The following is a 16,374-nucleotide window of genomic DNA, read 5'->3' as shown; positions in this document are numbered from 1 at the left end:
GCGCGGGGGCCTTCGGGGGCGCGCCGGCCTCCGGCTCGGCGGACATGCCCAGCGCGATGCGGGCCTCGGTGGCGTAGTGGCCGTTGGGGAACTCGCGGAGGTACTGGCGGAACTCGTCCTCCGCGTCCGCGGGCTGGTGCGACTTGATGAGGCAGCGTCCGCGCAGGATGCGGGCCTGCTCCCGGTGGCTCGTGCGCGGACTGGCGGCGGCGATCTCCCCCAGTCCCATGAGGAAGCGCCCGCACACGTTGGAGGAGGTCTGCACCTTGGCGTAGCCGAGGAAGCGCTCATCGGAGTCGTCCGACAGCAGTCCCCCCGGAACGAGCGCGCCCAGCGTCTTGCGCTTGCGCGGCTCCGTGGGAGTGGCCGGGGCCATGGAGGGCGCCTGCACGGCGCCGGGTGCCGGCAGGGGCGCGGAGGACGCGAGCGAACCCGCGGACGAGCCGGGGTAGGGCACGAAGTCGTCGGACGGAGCGGACTCCCGTGGGAGCATGGCCACGGCCTGGGGAATCTCCGTGTTGACCGCGTGCGGAGGCGCGCTCTCCAACGGGTTGGAGGCGGTGGCAACGGATTGGCGCGGTGACTCCGGGGCAGCGGCCTCGGGCGTCGCATGGGCCACGGCCTGCGGCGGGGCGGCGCTGTCCTCGGGCGGCGTGTTGGAGGCAGGCGCTGGTGCCTCCACGGCATTGGCACCGGTGGCGACGGCCTGTCGCGGAGGGGGGGCCGCTTCTGGCCGTGACGGTTCCTTCTTCGTGGGCAGGAGGCTCGCGACGGCGGGACGCGGTTCGGCGGCCCGCAGGTCGCGGAACGCCTGACGGTCTCCGGCGGAGAGCGCGCGAGCCTTCATCGCCTCACCCGGGGCCGTGAGCTCCACGCGCTCGCCCGCGTCCACGAAGCGCGGCGGCTGACCCTCCGCGTCCACGCGCACGCGCCCTTCGAGCACCGCCACCGCGGCACCGGCCGCCGTGCGCTCCACCGAGAAGACCGTCCCCACGACGGAGACGCGCAGGCCCGCGGACTCCACGAGGAACGCGTCGCGCTTCGCATGGGAGGCATTCACGGAGAGACGTCCCTGCTGGACGGTCAGGTGCACGGCGTTGGACTCCGCACGCGCGAACACCACGTCCGAACCCGCCGACAGCCGCACCCGGCTCTCATCCGGAAGCCGCAGCACCGCCGAGGCCTTCGGAGGCGTCCGCACCGCCATGCCCGAGCGCAGCCGCATCCCGGTGGCCAGCGCATGTTCCAGGCCGGTGGCCTCCCGCAGCACCGCGCCCGTCACACGCTCCGCCTCCGTGGTGGCCGCCGCCTCCGGGCGAGCCGCGACCGACTCGCGCTGCGCAGGCGCCGCGTCCGGGCGAGCCGCGACCGACTCGCGCTGCGCAGGCGCCGCGTCCGGGGGCACCACTCCCGCATTCCGCTGCTCGGGCATCCCCTCTGGCCGGGCCGCGACCGCTGCGTTCGCGGGCTCATGCTGCCCGGTGGCCTTGCCATCCGCCGGCGCGGTCTGCTCCCCGGACGCGCTCGTGCCGGTCGCCACGGCCGACGGACCCTGCGTCGCGACGGGCGTCAGCTCCCCGCCTTTCCTCCAGAGCCCACCGCCCAACCACAGCATCAGTGCGACGGCGCACGCCCCCGCGAGCGTCATCGCCCACGGCGCCACGAACCGCCGCTCCGGCCGGGCCATCCGCTTCGCCGCGGCCGCCTTCAGCCGCGCCCCCGTCTCCTCCCACCGCACGGAGGGCTCCACCGAGCGCGCCGTGTGCAGCACCGCCCGGGCCTCCACCACGCGCTTCCACTCCGCGGTGCACTCGGCGCACTCCGCCACATGCGCCTCCACGCGGGCCTTGCCGGCGGCATCCAGCTCCCCCGCGGCCAGCGCCCACAGGGCCTCGGTCTCATGGCCGGCCATGAGAACCTCCCACCGGCCGGTCGACGACCAGACGCTGCATGGCCTCGGTGAACTCCAATCTCGCGTGGTGCAGGCGGCTGCGCACGGTGTTGGCGGAGCTTCCCACGGCGAGGGCAATCTCGTCCGGGCTCATGCCGCACAGCTCGTGGTAGACGAAGACGATGCGCTTCTTGGGCTTGAGCTTCTCCAGCGCCGCCTCCACCAGCCGGGCGGCCTGACGGCGCTCCGCGGCGCGCTCCGGGTCCTCCCCCGTCGCCACCATCTCTGGCGGGTCCGCGAAGGGGTCCTCCGGCCGGCGCCGCTTCCACCTCAGATGGCTGAGCGCCACGTTGGCGCACACCCGGTAGAGGAACGTCTTGAAGCGCGACTCGCCCCGGAAGCCCTTCACCGCCGTGAGCAGCCGCAGGTACGTCTCCTGGAGCAGGTCGTCCACCTCCACGCGGTTTCCCACCAGGTGGCGCAGCGTGCGCGCCACGTCCAGCTTCGTGGCCTCGTAGAGCTGCTCGAAGGCGGTGAGGTCTCCCTCCTGGACCCGCTGGACCAGCTGCCGCAGGTGGGCCTCGTCCGCGGAAGCCGGCCCGCGCGCGCCCAGCCTGTCCACGCCGGACTCCGGCGGGACGGCGGACGCCCACGTGCGCGCTCCTCGGCTGAACACCAGGGCCTCTCCTTCAGGGCGACGCCGGACGTCCCCTTCCTCCAGGAACGCCCTCCAGTCTGTATCGGTGGTCCAGACGAGCACACTGCCTCCGTGCCCCTGGGTCTCCGGAGAGACGAAAAAAGATCAAAATTATTTGATCAATCTGGCCCCCCCTTGCGTCGAAGGCTCTCGAAATCGGATGACCCCCCCGGTGGCCGGTCCGGACCCATCCCATTCCTTTGGAGCCCCCACTCATGAGGAACACCTCGCTTCGCGGCATGCTGTTCGTGCCGTTCCTTGCGCTGTTAGGCCTGCTGTCAGGTTGTGTCCTGGAGACGAGCGGCGGCGATTACTGGCCCGACGACGACTACGACTCCAGCTACGGCTGTTCCACCACGTCTGACTGTGGCTCCAACCAGTACTGTCACTCCGGCAGCTGCTGGGACCTGAACTCCAACTCCCAGAACTGCGTGTTCTCCAGCGAGTGTCCCGGCACGCAGATGTGCATCAACGGCTGGTGCGCCCAGTCCTGCTACCGCGACTCGGAATGTGGCGCGGGCGGCCGCTGCAAGGACAACTTCTGCACCGGCTCTGGCACTGGGACCACGGACGGCGGCACCAAGCCGGATGGCGGCACGAAGCCGGACGCGGGCTCTGACGGCGGCACGAAGCCGGACGCGGGCTCGGATGGCGGCACCAAGCCGGACGCGGGCTCGGACGGCGGCACCAAGCCGGATGCGGGCTCCCCGGTCTGCCGGGTCAATGCTGACTGCGGCACGGGCAGCTACTGCATCAACGGCACCTGCCGGAAGGAGTGCGACGACGACCTCAAGTGCGGTCCGGGCGGCCTGTGCATCCAGGGCCTGTGCCAGACGCCGCAGCAGGACCCGAACGCCTGCACCACGGAGGCGCAGTGCCCCACGGGCCGCGACTGCGTGAACGGCCAGTGCCGCGCGCCCTGCTCCTCCACGACGGAGTGCTCGGCGGACACCAAGTGCGAGGTGGGCTACTGCCTGCCGATTCCCACCGGCGGCCAGTGCAAGGCCAACTGCGAGTGCCCGGCGGGCCAGGTCTGCAACAGCGGCCAGTGCAAGTCCCCGCAGCCGGACCCGGGCCAGGCGTGCCTCGCCAACTGCGACTGCCCCTCCGGCCAGGTGTGCAACAGCGGCTACTGCAAGCTGCCGGTGCCGGACGCGGGCTCGGGCAGCAACATGTCCTGCACGGTGAACTGCGAGTGCCCGTCCGGTGAGGTCTGCACCAGCGGCAAGTGCAAGCTGCCCCCGGCGCAGCCGTCGCAGGACGCGGGGACGTCCGGCACCGTGTGCCGCGCCAACTGCGAGTGCCCGGCGGGCCAGGCCTGCACCAGCGGCCAGTGCAAGCCGGTGAACCACGGCTCCGGCAAGGTCTGCCAGGCCAACTGCGAGTGCCCGTCCGGCGAGCGCTGCCAGGACAACGTCTGCTGGCTGTAGCCGTCAGCGGCTGACGCTCACCGCGAGGGGGCCACCATGCGCCAGCAGCGGTGGATCTCCTTGCGGTGGAAGTCCTCGGGGATGGAGCGGGGGGTGAGCTCCTCCACCTGCGCCATGCCCCGGGTCGCGGAGTCCTTCAGTTCGAAGCCCAGGAAGTTGGTGGAGAAGTAGAGGACGCCTCCGGGGGCCATGAGCGCCCGGAGGTGTTCAAGCATCCGCACGTGGTCGCGCTGCACGTCGAAGTTCCCCGACATCTTCTTCGACGTGGAGAACGACGGCGGGTCGCAGACGATGAGCTCGTACTTGTCCTCGCCGTGCTTCGCCTGGTCCTCCAGCCACGCCTTCGCGTCCGCGCGGATGAGCACGTGGCGCGGGTCCGCCAGGCCGTTGAGCACCAGGTTGTCCTCCGCCCAGTCCAGGTACGTGTTGGACAGGTCCACGCTCACGCTGCCCGCCGCGCCGCCCGCCGCCGCGTACACGGTGAATGCGCCGGTGTAGGCGAAGAGGTTGAGGAAGTGCTTCCCCTTCGCCTCGCTGCGCACGCGCGCGCGCGTGTTGCGGTGGTCCATGAAGAGGCCGGTGTCCAGGTAGTCGCCCAGGTTCACCCAGAACTTGAGGCCCTGTTCCTCCACCACCAGCCGTTCGCTGCCTTCGCCCACGCGGCCGTACTGCGAGCGGCCCCAGGGCTGGGGCGTGTGCGTCTTCACGGACGTGCGCTCCGGGGGCACGCCCAGCACGGCGGTGACGGCGGCCAGGACTTCCGCGCGGTCGGCGTCCGCGTTCGCGCCCTTCGCGTGGGCCTTGCGGCGCGGGAACTCCACGACGTGGGCGTGGTCGCCGTAGAGGTCCACGGCGTAGGAGTACTCGGGGATGTCCCGGTCGTAGACGCGGAAGGCGGTGAGCCCCTGCGCGCGGGCCCACTTGCGCAGGCGCTTCGCGTTCTTTCGCAGGCGGTTCTCGAACATGCCCGCGCCCGGTGTGTCTTTGCCTTCGTCCGACATGCTCCCCTCATATTGCAGGCCGCCCCGGGGGCGGGGGAAAACCCGTGCCCATGAGCGTGCGCGTCGAGAAGAACGGCCCCGTCACCACCGTCATCCTCCACCGGCCGGAGATCCGCAACGCGGTGGACGCCGGCACGGCCCAGGCGCTGGCGGATGCCTTCCGGGCCTTCGACGCGGACCCCGACGCGCGCGTGGGCGTCCTCTACGGCGACGCGGGGACGTTCTGCGCGGGCGCGGACCTGAAGGCCGTGTCCGAAGGGCGCCTCTTGCGCCTGGAGCCGGACGGGGACGGGCCCATGGGGCCTTCGCGCCTGCGGCTGTCCAAGCCCGTGGTGGCCGCAATCAGTGGACACGCCGTGGCGGGCGGGCTGGAGCTGGCGCTGTGGTGTGATTTGCGCGTGGCGGAGGAGGACGCGGTGCTGGGTGTCTTCTGCCGCCGCTGGGGCGTGCCCCTCATCGACGGGGGTACCGTGCGCCTGCCACGGCTGATTGGCCTGTCGCGCGCCCTGGACCTCATCCTCACCGGCCGTGCGGTGTCCGCCGCCGAGGCGCTGGGCATGGGCCTGGTCAACCGCGTGGTGCCGAAGGGCGAGGCCCGGGCCGCCGCGGAGGCCCTGGCCGCTCAAGTCGCCGCCTTTCCCCAGGCCTGCATGAACGCGGACCGGACGTCCGCCTACGCCCAGGCCGACCTGTCCTTCGAAGACGCGATGCGCCAGGAGTTCGAGGGCGGGGTGGAGGTGCTCCAGACGGAGTCCATCCCCGGGGCGACGCGGTTCGCGAAGGGCGCGGGCCGGCATGGCCAGTTCGACTAAGACCCCGGGAGCGCTGCGCGGCCGGTGGGACTGTGTTAGTTCGCGAAGCCATGCGCTTCGACACGCTCGCCATCCACGCCGGCCAGGAGCCGGATCCCACCACCGGCGCCATCATGACGCCCGTGTACCTGACCTCCACCTACGTCCAGGACGGGCCGGGGGAGCACAAGGGCTACGAGTACAGCCGCACGCAGAACCCCACGCGCAAGGCGCTGCAGGACTGCCTGGCCGCGCTGGAAGGCGCGAAGTACGGCGCCGCGTTCGCGTCCGGCCTCGCCGGCACGGACATGCTGATGCACATGCTGGAGGCCGGTGACCACGTCATCGTCTCCGACGACGTGTACGGCGGCACCTTCCGCATCTTCGACAAGGTGTTCAAGCGCTCCGGCCTGAACTTCTCCTTCGTGGACCTCTCCAAGCCGGAGAACTTCGAAGCGGCCATCACCCCCAAGACGAAGATGGTCTGGGTGGAGACGCCGACGAACCCGATGCTCAAGCTCATCGACCTGGCGCGCATCGCCGAGGTCGCCAAGAAGCGCGGCATCATCTCCGTCGCGGACAACACGTTCATGACGCCGTACTTCCAGAAGCCGCTCAACCTGGGCTTCGACGTCGTGGCGCACTCCACGACGAAGTACCTGAACGGCCACAGCGACGTGGTGGGCGGCTTCGTCTGCACCAGCCGCGACGACATCGCGGAGCGGATGTACTTCCTGCAGAACGCGGTGGGCGGCGTGTCCGGCGCCTTCGACAGCTTCCTCGTGCTGCGCGGCGTGAAGACGCTGCACGTGCGCATGGACCGCCACGCGCAGAACGCGATGAAGGTGGCCCAGTACCTGGCCACGCACAAGCAGGTGAAGAAGGTCACCTACCCGGGCCTGGAGACGCATCCGCAGTTCGCGCTCGCCAAGCAGCAGATGACCGGCTTCGGCGGCATGCTGACGTTCGACATCCACGGCGGCCTGGAGGCGGCGCGCACCTTCCTCAAGACGGTGAAGGTCTTCGCCTGCGCCGAGTCCCTGGGCGGCGTCGAGTCCCTCATCGAGCACCCGGCCATCATGACCCACGCCTCCGTCCCCAAGGAGACGCGGGAGAAGCTGGGCATCGCGGACGGCTTCATCCGCCTGTCCGTCGGCATCGAGGACGCGCAGGACCTCATCGACGACCTCGCGCAGGCGCTCGATCGCGTGAAATAGTCCGGCGCTCGCTCGCGCTCCAAGCGGCCTGGCCTGCCCTGGAGGGCAGGGGGAATGTTGGTTGGTACACAACGTTTCCGGCGCGATGCGTAACCGACTGCTTGGCCCCACCTGCCTCCTGGGCGCGTGGCTCGTGACTGGCTGCGAGTCCCCGCCTGCTCCCACTGACTCCGACTTCCCTCCCGTCGCGCTGTCGGCCCCGACAGCGCAAGACGAGGAGGCCTCGCTCGCCGCGTCCAACTGCAACCAGCTCGTCACGAAGGCGGTGACGGCCAGCGGTGACGACGGCAACGTGCCCGCGAACACGCAGGACGACAACCTCGCCACGCGCTGGAGTGCGCAGGGGACGGGCGTCTGGCTCCAGATGGACCTGGGCTCGGCGCAGACGCTCACAGGCACCACCATCGCGTGGCACCGGGGCAACGAGCGCCAGAACCACTTCGTCGTCTCCACGTCCACCGACGGCAGCACCTTCACGCAGGCGTACGCGGGGGACAGCGCGCTCAACGCTTCCGCGCAGACGGTGGCGTTCTCCTCGCGCAGCGCGCGCTACGTGCGCATCACCGTCAACGGCAACACGGTGAACGACTGGAACTCCATCGCGGAGGCCCGGGCGTGCTCGGCCTCCGCGCCGCCGTCGTCTACGGATTCGGGCACGGCGCTGCCGCGCCTGCCGTACCTGCAGAGCGTGAAGCAGACGTCCGCCATCGTGGCCTTCCGCACCGCCGGCACCTGCAACCCCACGGTGCGCTACGGCGAGGGCGGAAACCTCACGGCGTCCGTCAGCGCGGGCGTGTCCGGCACGCGTCACGCGGTGAAGCTGTCCAACCTGTCCGCGGGCCGCACCTACGGCTACGTGGTGGAGGCGTGCGGCAGCAAGACGGGCCTGCGCGGGTTCCAGACGTCCCCGACGTCCACCGCCACGAAGGTGCACTTCACCGCGATGGGCGACTTCGGCACCGGCGGCAGCATGCAGCGCAAGGTGATGGACGTGATGTCCACGCCCGCATGGCGCTCGGAGCTGCTCTTGGCCCTGGGCGACAACGCGTACCCGGACGGCACGGACGCGGAGTTCCAGGCGCACCTCTTCACGCCCATGGCGGGCCTGTTGCGTGAAGTCCCCATGTTCGCCACGCCCGGCAACCACGAGTACGTGACGAACCAGGCGCAGCCCTACCTGGACAACATGTACCTGCCCGCGAACAACCCGCAGGGCACCGAGCGCTACTACTCGTTCGACTGGGGCCCGGTGCATTTCATCTCCCTGGACTCCAACTGCGCGGTGGGCCTGGCGTCCGCGGACCGGTGCACGCTCGCGGCCCAGAAGGCGTGGGCGGAGTCGGACCTGGCCGCGAACACGCGCCCGTGGACGGTGGCCTTCTTCCACCACCCGTCGTGGTCCAGCGGCGAGCACGGCTCTCAGCTCACCATGCGCCGTCAGTTCGGCCCGCTGTTCGAGAAGTACGGCGTGGACCTGGTGCTCACCGGGCATGACCACGACTACGAGCGCAGCAAGCCCATGTTCGGAGACAACGTGGCCTCCGGCACCCAGCGCGGCATTCCGTACCTCGTGGTGGGCAGCGGCGGCGCCACGCTGCGTCCCTTCGCCACCAGCCAGCCCGCGTGGACCGCGCTGCGCGACAACCAGGCCTACGGCTTCCTGGACGTGGTGGTGGACGGCGGCACGCTCACCGCGCGGCTCATCACCTCCACCAACGCCGTGCGCGACACGCTCACGCTCAAGAAGACGCTGAGCAAGTCCGCCACCCGCGTCCAGGCCAGCGCGCTGGAGGCGGACGAGGCCGCCGCGGAGGAGGCTCGGGACACGCCGCCGGGCCCCACGGACGACCGCGCCGAGCCGAGGCTTCGCGGTCCCGTGCCGCCCGCGGACACGCCGGAGTCCGTGGCCGACCCCGAGGAGCCGCTTCCGCAGTAGCCGCGAGGCCCGCCGGAGGGTAGGGAAGGGCGGAATGAACCGCCGGCGGGCCCGGCACACTGGAAGGGACACCATGCGCTACTTCGAGGACTTCCCCATCGGCGAGATCATGGAGCGGGGGCCGTACGTGGTGACGCGCGAGGAGATCCTCGCGTTCGCGCGCCAGTTCGACCCCCAGCCCTTCCACATCGACGAGGACGCCGCCGGCAAGAGCATCTACGGCGGCATCATCGCCAGCGGCTGGCACACCGCCGCCATCTGCCACAAGCTCATGGTGGAGGGCCTGTTGGGCCAGGCCGCCGGCATGGGCTCGCCCGGCCTGGACGAGCTGCGCTGGAAGAAGCCCGTGCGCCCGGGTGACACGCTCACCGTGCGCATCACGACGCTGGAGGCGAAGCCCTCCGCGAGCAAGCCGGACCGCGGCGCGCTCAAGCTGGGCCTGGAGGTCGTGAACCAGCGCGGCGAGGTGGTGATGACGGAGGTGGCCAACGCCCTCTTCGCCCGCCGCCCCCCGGCCCCTTGAGCCCGGCCGGCGCTCAGTTCACCTGCACGGTGCAGTCCGCCAACTCCAGCAGCAGGGGCTCCTCCATGGGGACGCGCCACTTCACTCCGGGAGTCGAGGAGGAGGTGCCCCCGGCGGTCGTGGTCCCCTCCACCACCTCCACGAAGTAGCAGGGGTGGTGGCCACCGCCCACCCTCACGCGAACGTGGTGGGGCGCCACGCCGGGCCGGTTCACCACGACGGTGTTGTCCGGGGCGCTCCCCACGGTGAGCCCCCCGGTCCAGACCTCGCGCCTGCCTCCGAGCAGCAGGTTCGCGAGGACCGTCCCGTCCTTCGTGCGGACCGTCACCGGCACCCGGTACTGCTCCACGCGCCAGTACACCACCGACGGGTCGAACGGCCGCGCGTCTCCCCACGCGAGCGTGCCCGCTTCCGCGTCCAGGCGGACGGTCGCGAAGTGCTCCGGCGAGCGCAGCCACTCGCGCAGCTCCGGGGTGAGGCCGGGGACGCGTGAGAGGTCCCAGTCGAAGAGGCAGGGCTCGAGGCTTGCCTCTCCCTCCATCCCATCGCTGAAGCGGACCCGGACGACGAAGGGCGCGACACAGCGGGCTTCAAGGATTGTTGCGGCCATGGTGCGTCCCTTTTTCTGTTCTTCCGGACCCACACTTTGAGTTCCAGGGCGGACCTGCGCTAGCAATACGCCCAAAGGAGAAGCCCATGTCCAACCCCAACGAGGTGGTTCCTCCCCCGGCGCCCAGCCGGCTGAAGCGTCCCGTGGAAGTGGTGCGCGCGGAGCTGCTGGCCGACGCGGACGTGAAGCAGCAGGCGGAGCTGCTGAAGATCCCCGTCGCGCAGTACGTGGAGAAGATCCTCGACTACGCCATCCACCCGGACAAGCCGCCCCAGCTGGAGATCATCCCCGACGAGGAGCTGAAGGCTCGCGACCCGAAGATCGCGACGGTGGAGGAGATTGGCACCCACCTGCAGAAGATCATCGACGGGGAGATCGCCATCAGCCCCGCCCAGCAGCGCGACGGCTTCAGCAGCGACAAGAGCCACGAGCAGCGCTACAGCTCCGCGCTGGGTGCCGCCCCCAAGGCCGGCCAGGCCGTGGCCCCCAAGCCGGGCGCCGCCGTGGACCCGGCGGAGGCCAAGAAGGGCCCCATCCGGGGCTGAGCCCTCCCGCTAAACCCCCGGAACCCCGGGGCTTTCCTGGCGGTGGCCCGGATAATCCGGGAACCGGAAACTTCTCCGGCCTCCTGCCGAGAATCCCACTGTCAGTCTCACTTCGAGGGCCCCTCGCGGCCCTCCCCGAAAAGGATCAGACCATGGGTGGCATCGGCAAGGCTCTCGGCAAGGTGATGGACATCGTCAAGCCGTTCGTGTCGGCGGTGAACCCGCTCCTCGGCGCGGCGATGGGCTTCGCCAGCGGCCTGATGCAGGGCAAGAACCCCATCCAGGCGCTGCTGGGCGCGGCCACCGACCTCATCCCGGGCGGCGGCGTGTTCAAGAACGCGCTCAGCACCTTCGCCAATTCCGGCCTGATGGACGGCAAGGGCGGCAACAGCCTGCTGTCCGGCGCGCTGAACCTGGCCAAGGGCAAGAGCAAGGTCACGGACATCGTGGGCGACCTGTTCAAGGCCAACAAGAGCAACCCCTTCACCCAGCTGGGCATGAACAACGCGACCGAGCTGGCCGCCCAGAAGATGTCCACGTTCCTCTCCTAGTCCATGAAGCCCGTTCGCTTCGACCCCAAGGTCCACCACGAGCTGCTCAACCTGTGGCGCAAGCCGTGGGATGAGACAATGACCCCGGAAGCCCTTCCGGAGTTCGGGTTCGTGGTGCCGGAGAAGGCGGCGGGCTTCCTGTACCGCACGGACAGCTCGGTGGCGCTGATTGAAGGCATCATCGCCGCGCCCGGGCTGACCAAGGAGGACCGCAACGAAGCCGTCAACGCCATCGTCGCCGCCGTCCGCGACGAGGCCCGGCGCCAGGGCTTCAAGCTGCTCCTGGGCTACTCGCAGCTGGACGCCATCAAGAACCGCGCGGAGCGCTTCGGCTTCATGCACGTGGGACCCGGCTACCACATGGTGGCCCTGGACCTGACGAAGCCGGACCCCGAAGGGCTCTGACAAGAGTCACCGCACCGCTGAAGCACGACGGGCCCGAAGGGAGGATTCGCTCCTCCTTCCGGGCCCGCGGTGTTTCCGGCGTCCGACCGCTGATTAAGCGGCGGTGCGGTGCAGGTGGTCGATGAGGTCGATCTTCGTGACGATGGCGATGACGGTCTCGCCGTCCTTCACCACGGCCACGTTGTCGCGCGCGAAGATTTCACGCAGCCGGTCGATGCTGGCCTCGGCGGACACCGCGCCCTGGAGCGGGGCGACGATGGGGTCGATGGCGTCCTGGAACTTCACCTTGTTGGCCACCAGGGCGTTGAGCAGGTCGTACTCGTGCACCATGCCCACGGCGCGCCCGTCATCGGACACCACGGGCATCTGGCTGATGCCGTGGCTGCGCATCGTCTCCACCACGCGGTCCACGCGGTCACCGCGCTTCGCCGTCTTCAGGTCGCGGGGCTTCGCGCCGATGATGTCGCGCACGGTGCCGGCGCCCTTCTCCTGCATGAAGCCGTTGTCGCGCATCCACTCGTCGGAGTGGAACTTGCTGATGTAGCTGCTGCCGGAGTCCGGCAGGACGACCACGATGGTCTTCCCCTTGCCGACTTCCTTCGCCAGCTGCACCGCCACGTGCACCGCCGCGCCGGACGAGCCGCCCGCGAAGATGCCCTCCTCGCGCGCGAGGCGGCGAGCGGCGTTGAAGCACATGCGGTCGTCCACCTGGCGCACGTCGTCCACGACCTTGAAGTCCATGGCGCCGCAGAGCATGTCCTCGCCAATGCCCTCGACCTTGTAGACGTGCGGCTCGGTGAGCTTGCCCGTCTTGAAGTAGCCCTCGTAGACGGAGCCTTCCGGATCCACGCCGACGTTCTTCAGGCCGGGGATCTTCTCCTTGAGGAACTTGCCGGCGCCGCTCATGGTGCCGCCGGTGCCCAGGCCGGAGACGAAGTAGTCAATCTTGCCGTCGGTCTGCTGGAAGATCTCCGGACCCGTCGTGTGGTAGTGCGCCTCGATGTTGTCCGGGTTGTGGTACTGGTTCAGCATGAAGGCGCCGGGCGTCTCCTTGGCCAGCCGCTTGGACGTCTCGTAGTAGGAGCGCGGGTCCTCGGCGGGCACGTTCGTCGGCGTGACGACGACCTGGGCGCCCATGGCCTTCAGGCGGTTGATCTTCTCCAGGGACATCTTGTCCGGCATGGTGAAGATGCACTTGTAGCCCTTCACCGCCGCGGCCAGCGCCACGCCCATGCCGGTGTTGCCGGACGTGTTCTCCACGATGGTGCCGCCGGGCTTGAGCCGCCCCTCCCGCTCGGCCTTTTCGATGATGTAGAGCGCCATGCGGTCCTTGATGGACGCGCCGGGGTTCATGAACTCGCACTTCACGAGCACGGTGGCGTCGTTCGGACCGACGAGCTTGTTGAGCTTCACCAGCGGCGTGTGGCCAATGGCGGTGAGGATGTTCTCTTGGATGTCCATCGTGCGTGGCTTCCCGAAAAAAGTGAGGGTCGGGGCCTTATATGTGCTCCGCCCCGTCAGGGGGAACATGCCCGGAGGCTCGGCCCTTCCTGACGCAGGATGCCGCGACCGGGCGGGTGTTTCCCCCTGGGCGTGGGGCCCTGGGGTGCCTCGTCGCGTAGGCGACAGGGCAGGCGTGGGGCCCACGCGGGCTTTGACCCGCCGCGCCGTGCCTCCGATACTCGCGGGCGTCGTTCCTTCCCCCTCTGGAGTACCCGCCCCCCATGGAACTTGAGGCCGCCCTTCGCGACCAGGTGGGACAGGCCATTGGCCGTCCCGTTCCCGACGCACCCATCACGAAGCTCAAGGGCGAGGCGAGCAGCCGCTCCTACTACCGCGTCGGTGCGCCCCCGGAGAGCTGGGTGGCCATGGTGATGCCGCCGGACGCGACGAAGAAGAGCGACGAGGCCACCAAGGGCGAGCCTCCGAAGGAGCTGCCCTTCGTCAACGTGCACCGCTACCTGGAGAAGCTGGGCGTGCGGGTGCCGCGCATCCTCCGCTACGACGAGCCCGCCGGCATCATGGTGATCGAGGACCTGAGCGACATCACCTTCGAGTCCGCGCTGGAGGGGGGCCGTCACAACCAGGCGCTCTACACGCGCGCGGTGGACCTGCTGGCGAAGCTGCGCGTGCAGACGGAGAAGCATCGCGACCCGGAGTGCCTGGCCTTCACGCGCGCCTTCGACGAGGACCTGTACGACTGGGAGTTGCACCACTTCCGCGAATGGGGCCTGGAGGCCTGGAGCGGCAAGCAGCCCACGGCCGCGGAGCGCGCGGAGCTGGACGCCACGTTCCGGGACATCGCGAAGCAGCTGGCCGCCGCGCCGCGCGGCTTCACGCACCGCGACTACCAGAGCCGCAACATCATGGTGAAGGAGGGCGAGCTGGTCGTCATCGACTTCCAGGACGCGCTCCAGGGCCCGCGCCAGTACGACCTGGTGGCGCTCCTGCGCGACAGCTACGTGGAGCTGGACCGCGACTTCGTGGACACGATGCTGGACCGCTACATCGCCACGTTCGAGCAGGAGAGCGGGGAGAAGATCGACGCGAAGGAGTTCAAGGCGTTCTTCGACCTGCTCACCATCCAGCGCAAGCTGAAGGACGCGGGCCGCTTCGAGTACATCCACCGCTTCAAGGGCAACCCGGGCTTCCTCGTGTCCATCCCCGCGTCGCTGCGCTACGTGAAGGCCGCGTTCGCGCGCCGGCCGGAGCTGGCGCCGCTGCAGAAGCTGATCGCGAAGTACGTGCCCGAGCTGGCGGCCTGAGCCCATGAAGGCGATGGTCCTCTGCGCGGGCCTGGGCACGCGCCTGCGCCCGCTCACCGAGCGCTGGCCCAAGCCGGCCATGCCGTTCCTCGGCCAGCCGCTGCTCCGCTATCACCTGGCGGTGCTGAAGGCCGCGGGCGTGACGGCGGTGGGCATCAACACGCACCACCTGCCGGACACGATGGCGGCGGTGGCCCGCGCGGAGTGCGAGCGCGCGGGGCTGCCGCTGCACGTGGTGCACGAGCCCGTCATCCAGGGCACGGGCGGCGGCATCCGCGGCCTGCGCGACTTCCTCTCCGGCGAGGACTTCCTCGTGTTCAACGGGGACATCCTCTTCCCGGTGGACCTGAAGCCCGTGGTCGCGGCGCACCGGGAGTCCGGCGCGGTGGCGACGATGGTGCTGCTGCCCATGCCGGAAGGGGAGAAGTACGCGGCGGTGGAGGCGGACGCGGGCGGGCAGGTGCGCCGCATCGCGGGGTACGGGCCGGGCGGTGACGGCCTCATGCCGTGGCACTTCACCGGCGTGCACGTGATGTCCCCCAGCGTGTTCGACTTCATGACGGCGGAAGGCCCCGAGGACATCAACCGCGAGGTCTACGTGCGGGTGATGCAGGCGGGGCTCGCGGTGCGCGGGCACGCGGTGGACGCGTACTGGTCCGACCTGGGCATGCCGTCGCGCTACCTGGCCACGGTGCGGGACGTGCTCGAAGGGCGCGTGCCGTTGCAGGCGCTGGGGAAGGACTCGCCGCTCGCGGGGCTGAAGGCCGGGGCGGCCGGAGCCTGGGTGCATCCGGAGGCCCGCGTGGCGGGGACGGTGCGCGGCCCTGTGTACGTAGGCGCGGGCAGTGTCGTGGAAGACGGCGCCACCGTGGGCCCGGGCGTGTCGGTGGGCCCGGGCGCGCGGGTGGGGCAGGGCGCGAAGCTGGAGCGCTGCGCCGTGTTCGAGGAGACGCAGGTGTCACCCGGTGAGGCGCTCACCGAGGTGCTCGCGTGGGGCCCGCACCGGGTGCCCGCGCCGCTTTCCGGGCGCTGACACCGGCTGGAACGACGAAGGCCCGCGCTCCTCTTCGGGGCACGGGCCTTCACACGTTCAGCGGTGGACGGTGGCTTCAGGCGGCGTGCCAGCGCGCCAGCACGCAGGTCACGTTGTCGTTGCCGCCCGCCGCGTTGGCCAGGTCGATGAGCTGGCCGCAGGCCTTCTCCAGCTCCGGCGTGCGGGACAGGATGTCCTGCATCTGCGCGTCGGAAATCATGCCGCTCAGGCCGTCCGAGCACAGCAGGAAGACGTCGTTCTCCAGCGGATCCACGCGGGTGACGTCCACCTGCACCTGCTCCTTCATCCCCAGCGCGCGGACAATCACGTTCTTGTGGGGGAAGTTTTCAATCTCCTCCGGCGTGAGCTTCTTCGCCTTGAGGTAGTCGTTGAGCAGCGAGTGGTCCTCCGTCACCTGCTGGAGGATGCCGCCGCGGAAGAAGTACACGCGGCTGTCGCCCACGTGGCCCACGTAGGCCGCGCTCTCGGCGAAGTGCACGGACACGATGGTGGTGCCCATGCCCTTGTACTTGGTGTCCACCGTGGCGCGCTCGAAGATGCGCGCGTTCGCCAGCTTGATGCCGGTGGACAGCCGGTTCTCATCGTAGTTGCGCTGCTTGTCCATCTTGAACGGCCAGGTGGCGTCCTGGTCCTTGGACGTCATGCGGAAGAACTCACCCAGTTCGTCCACCGCGATGCGGCTGGCGATCTCACCGGACGAGTGACCGCCCATGCCGTCCGCCACGCACACGAGGTTCTCCTCGGTGAGCACGAGGTAGTTGTCCTCGTTGTGGTTCCGCTTCATCCCGACGTGGGTGCTGCCGGCAACCTCGATGCGCATGCGAAGGGACTCTTCCGGGGAGAGGCGTGAAAATCGCGGCGCGACGTTAACAAAGCGCTCCAAAAGGGGTCAAAAACCTCGTCTGTCGCAGCGGTCCCCCCTCTGGGTGCGGGTGGCCGGGAATGCCCCCGCCCCCCC

General features: G+C 69.9%; 16 protein-coding genes. 10 read left to right on the top strand and 6 right to left on the bottom strand.

Features of this window, described 5'->3' with window-relative positions; genetic code table 11:
• Nucleotides 1-1,912, bottom strand: a 1,912-nt coding sequence (locus tag D7W81_RS30655) for a FecR domain-containing protein (protein ID WP_120558951.1), incomplete at its 3' end; no start/stop codon positions are given.
• Nucleotides 1,899-2,567, bottom strand: a complete 669-nt coding sequence (locus D7W81_RS30650; protein WP_120558950.1) for an RNA polymerase sigma factor — start codon at nucleotides 2,565-2,567, stop codon at nucleotides 1,899-1,901. The genes D7W81_RS30655 and D7W81_RS30650, both read right to left, overlap by 14 nt.
• Before the next feature lie 236 nt (nucleotides 2,568-2,803).
• Here D7W81_RS30650 and D7W81_RS30645 point away from each other — a divergent pair, with 236 nt between their 5' ends.
• Nucleotides 2,804-4,018, top strand: coding sequence for a Dickkopf N-terminal cysteine-rich domain-containing protein (locus tag D7W81_RS30645; RefSeq protein WP_120558949.1), 1,215 nt, complete (start codon nucleotides 2,804-2,806; stop codon nucleotides 4,016-4,018).
• Nucleotides 4,019-4,035: 17 nt separating this feature from the next.
• Here the strand turns inward: D7W81_RS30645 and D7W81_RS30640 are convergent, their stop codons facing one another.
• Nucleotides 4,036-5,019 carry a class I SAM-dependent methyltransferase gene (locus D7W81_RS30640; protein WP_120558948.1) on the bottom strand — a complete coding sequence of 328 codons (984 nt, stop codon included), beginning with the start codon at nucleotides 5,017-5,019 and terminating at the stop codon, nucleotides 4,036-4,038.
• 50 nt (nucleotides 5,020-5,069) lie between these two features.
• Between D7W81_RS30640 and D7W81_RS30635 the strand changes: the two genes are divergently transcribed.
• The 4 genes from D7W81_RS30635 (at nucleotide 5,070) to D7W81_RS30620 (ending at nucleotide 9,486) form a co-directional block, all read left to right on the top strand.
• A complete protein-coding gene (locus D7W81_RS30635; protein WP_120558947.1) occupies nucleotides 5,070-5,831 on the top strand; it encodes a crotonase/enoyl-CoA hydratase family protein in 762 nt (253 codons plus the stop codon).
• 50 nt (nucleotides 5,832-5,881) lie between these two features.
• Nucleotides 5,882-7,027 (top strand): cystathionine gamma-synthase, encoded by a 1,146-nt coding sequence (locus D7W81_RS30630; RefSeq protein ID WP_120558946.1) that lies wholly within the window; start codon nucleotides 5,882-5,884, stop codon nucleotides 7,025-7,027.
• Between the two features lie 85 nt (nucleotides 7,028-7,112).
• A complete protein-coding gene (locus tag D7W81_RS30625; protein WP_120558945.1) occupies nucleotides 7,113-8,963 on the top strand; it encodes a discoidin domain-containing protein in 1,851 nt (616 codons plus the stop codon).
• Nucleotides 8,964-9,036: 73 nt separating this feature from the next.
• Complete coding sequence (locus tag D7W81_RS30620) at nucleotides 9,037-9,486, top strand: MaoC family dehydratase (protein WP_120558944.1); 450 nt, start codon at nucleotides 9,037-9,039, stop codon at nucleotides 9,484-9,486.
• Between the two features lie 13 nt (nucleotides 9,487-9,499).
• Here D7W81_RS30620 and D7W81_RS30615 read toward each other — a convergent pair whose 3' ends face one another.
• A complete protein-coding gene (locus D7W81_RS30615; protein WP_120558943.1) occupies nucleotides 9,500-10,096 on the bottom strand; it encodes an FHA domain-containing protein in 597 nt (198 codons plus the stop codon).
• 86 nt (nucleotides 10,097-10,182) lie between these two features.
• Here D7W81_RS30615 and D7W81_RS30610 point away from each other — a divergent pair, with 86 nt between their 5' ends.
• The 3 genes from D7W81_RS30610 to D7W81_RS30600 all read left to right on the top strand — a co-directional run bounded on the left by D7W81_RS30610 (nucleotide 10,183) and on the right by D7W81_RS30600 (nucleotide 11,597).
• On the top strand, nucleotides 10,183-10,641 hold the full coding sequence (locus D7W81_RS30610) for a hypothetical protein (protein WP_167508120.1): 459 nt from the start codon (nucleotides 10,183-10,185) through the stop codon (nucleotides 10,639-10,641).
• Between the two features lie 152 nt (nucleotides 10,642-10,793).
• Nucleotides 10,794-11,192, top strand: a complete 399-nt coding sequence (locus D7W81_RS30605; protein WP_120558942.1) for a hypothetical protein — start codon at nucleotides 10,794-10,796, stop codon at nucleotides 11,190-11,192.
• Nucleotides 11,193-11,195: 3 nt separating this feature from the next.
• The gene (locus D7W81_RS30600; protein WP_120558941.1) at nucleotides 11,196-11,597 is read left to right on the top strand and encodes a hypothetical protein; all 402 of its coding nucleotides are present in this window, start codon (nucleotides 11,196-11,198) and stop codon (nucleotides 11,595-11,597) included.
• A 93-nt stretch (nucleotides 11,598-11,690) separates the two neighbouring features.
• On the opposite strand, the gene D7W81_RS30595 is transcribed toward D7W81_RS30600, so the two are convergent.
• Nucleotides 11,691-13,058 carry a pyridoxal-phosphate dependent enzyme gene (locus tag D7W81_RS30595; protein WP_120558940.1) on the bottom strand — a complete coding sequence of 456 codons (1,368 nt, stop codon included), beginning with the start codon at nucleotides 13,056-13,058 and terminating at the stop codon, nucleotides 11,691-11,693.
• A gap of 263 nt (nucleotides 13,059-13,321) precedes the next feature.
• On the opposite strand from D7W81_RS30595, the gene D7W81_RS30590 reads away from it, so the two are divergent.
• Both D7W81_RS30590 and D7W81_RS30585 read left to right on the top strand, forming a co-directional pair.
• The gene (locus D7W81_RS30590) at nucleotides 13,322-14,362 is read left to right on the top strand and encodes an aminoglycoside phosphotransferase family protein (protein WP_120558939.1); all 1,041 of its coding nucleotides are present in this window, start codon (nucleotides 13,322-13,324) and stop codon (nucleotides 14,360-14,362) included.
• A gap of 4 nt (nucleotides 14,363-14,366) precedes the next feature.
• On the top strand, nucleotides 14,367-15,395 hold the full coding sequence (locus D7W81_RS30585; RefSeq protein WP_120558938.1) for a nucleotidyltransferase family protein: 1,029 nt from the start codon (nucleotides 14,367-14,369) through the stop codon (nucleotides 15,393-15,395).
• Nucleotides 15,396-15,471: 76 nt separating this feature from the next.
• On the opposite strand, the gene D7W81_RS30580 is transcribed toward D7W81_RS30585, so the two are convergent.
• Nucleotides 15,472-16,236 (bottom strand): Stp1/IreP family PP2C-type Ser/Thr phosphatase, encoded by a 765-nt coding sequence (locus D7W81_RS30580; RefSeq protein ID WP_120558937.1) that lies wholly within the window; start codon nucleotides 16,234-16,236, stop codon nucleotides 15,472-15,474.
• Nucleotides 16,237-16,374 lie beyond the last annotated feature (138 nt).

Source organism: Corallococcus aberystwythensis, from assembly GCF_003612165.1.
Taxonomy (GTDB): domain Bacteria; phylum Myxococcota; class Myxococcia; order Myxococcales; family Myxococcaceae; genus Corallococcus; species Corallococcus aberystwythensis.
Note: the sequence above shows the minus strand (reverse complement) of the source record. Positions and strands in the feature narration are given on the sequence as shown.

Bases quoted from the DNA above. Each gene is read 5' to 3' on its own strand.
- D7W81_RS30645 (WP_120558949.1), top strand. From the start codon at position 2,804: ATGAGGAACACCTCGCTTCGCGGCATGCTGTTCGTGCCGTTCCTTGCG.
- D7W81_RS30640 (WP_120558948.1), bottom strand. From the start codon at position 5,019: ATGTCGGACGAAGGCAAAGACACACCGGGCGCGGGCATGTTCGAGAAC.
- D7W81_RS30635 (WP_120558947.1), top strand. From the start codon at position 5,070: ATGAGCGTGCGCGTCGAGAAGAACGGCCCCGTCACCACCGTCATCCTC.
- D7W81_RS30630 (WP_120558946.1), top strand. From the start codon at position 5,882: ATGCGCTTCGACACGCTCGCCATCCACGCCGGCCAGGAGCCGGATCCC.
- D7W81_RS30625 (WP_120558945.1), top strand. From the start codon at position 7,113: ATGCGTAACCGACTGCTTGGCCCCACCTGCCTCCTGGGCGCGTGGCTC.
- D7W81_RS30620 (WP_120558944.1), top strand. From the start codon at position 9,037: ATGCGCTACTTCGAGGACTTCCCCATCGGCGAGATCATGGAGCGGGGG.
- D7W81_RS30615 (WP_120558943.1), bottom strand. From the start codon at position 10,096: ATGGCCGCAACAATCCTTGAAGCCCGCTGTGTCGCGCCCTTCGTCGTC.
- D7W81_RS30610 (WP_167508120.1), top strand. From the start codon at position 10,183: ATGTCCAACCCCAACGAGGTGGTTCCTCCCCCGGCGCCCAGCCGGCTG.
- D7W81_RS30605 (WP_120558942.1), top strand. From the start codon at position 10,794: ATGGGTGGCATCGGCAAGGCTCTCGGCAAGGTGATGGACATCGTCAAG.
- D7W81_RS30600 (WP_120558941.1), top strand. From the start codon at position 11,196: ATGAAGCCCGTTCGCTTCGACCCCAAGGTCCACCACGAGCTGCTCAAC.
- D7W81_RS30595 (WP_120558940.1), bottom strand. From the start codon at position 13,058: ATGGACATCCAAGAGAACATCCTCACCGCCATTGGCCACACGCCGCTG.
- D7W81_RS30590 (WP_120558939.1), top strand. From the start codon at position 13,322: ATGGAACTTGAGGCCGCCCTTCGCGACCAGGTGGGACAGGCCATTGGC.
- D7W81_RS30585 (WP_120558938.1), top strand. From the start codon at position 14,367: ATGAAGGCGATGGTCCTCTGCGCGGGCCTGGGCACGCGCCTGCGCCCG.
- D7W81_RS30580 (WP_120558937.1), bottom strand. From the start codon at position 16,236: ATGCGCATCGAGGTTGCCGGCAGCACCCACGTCGGGATGAAGCGGAAC.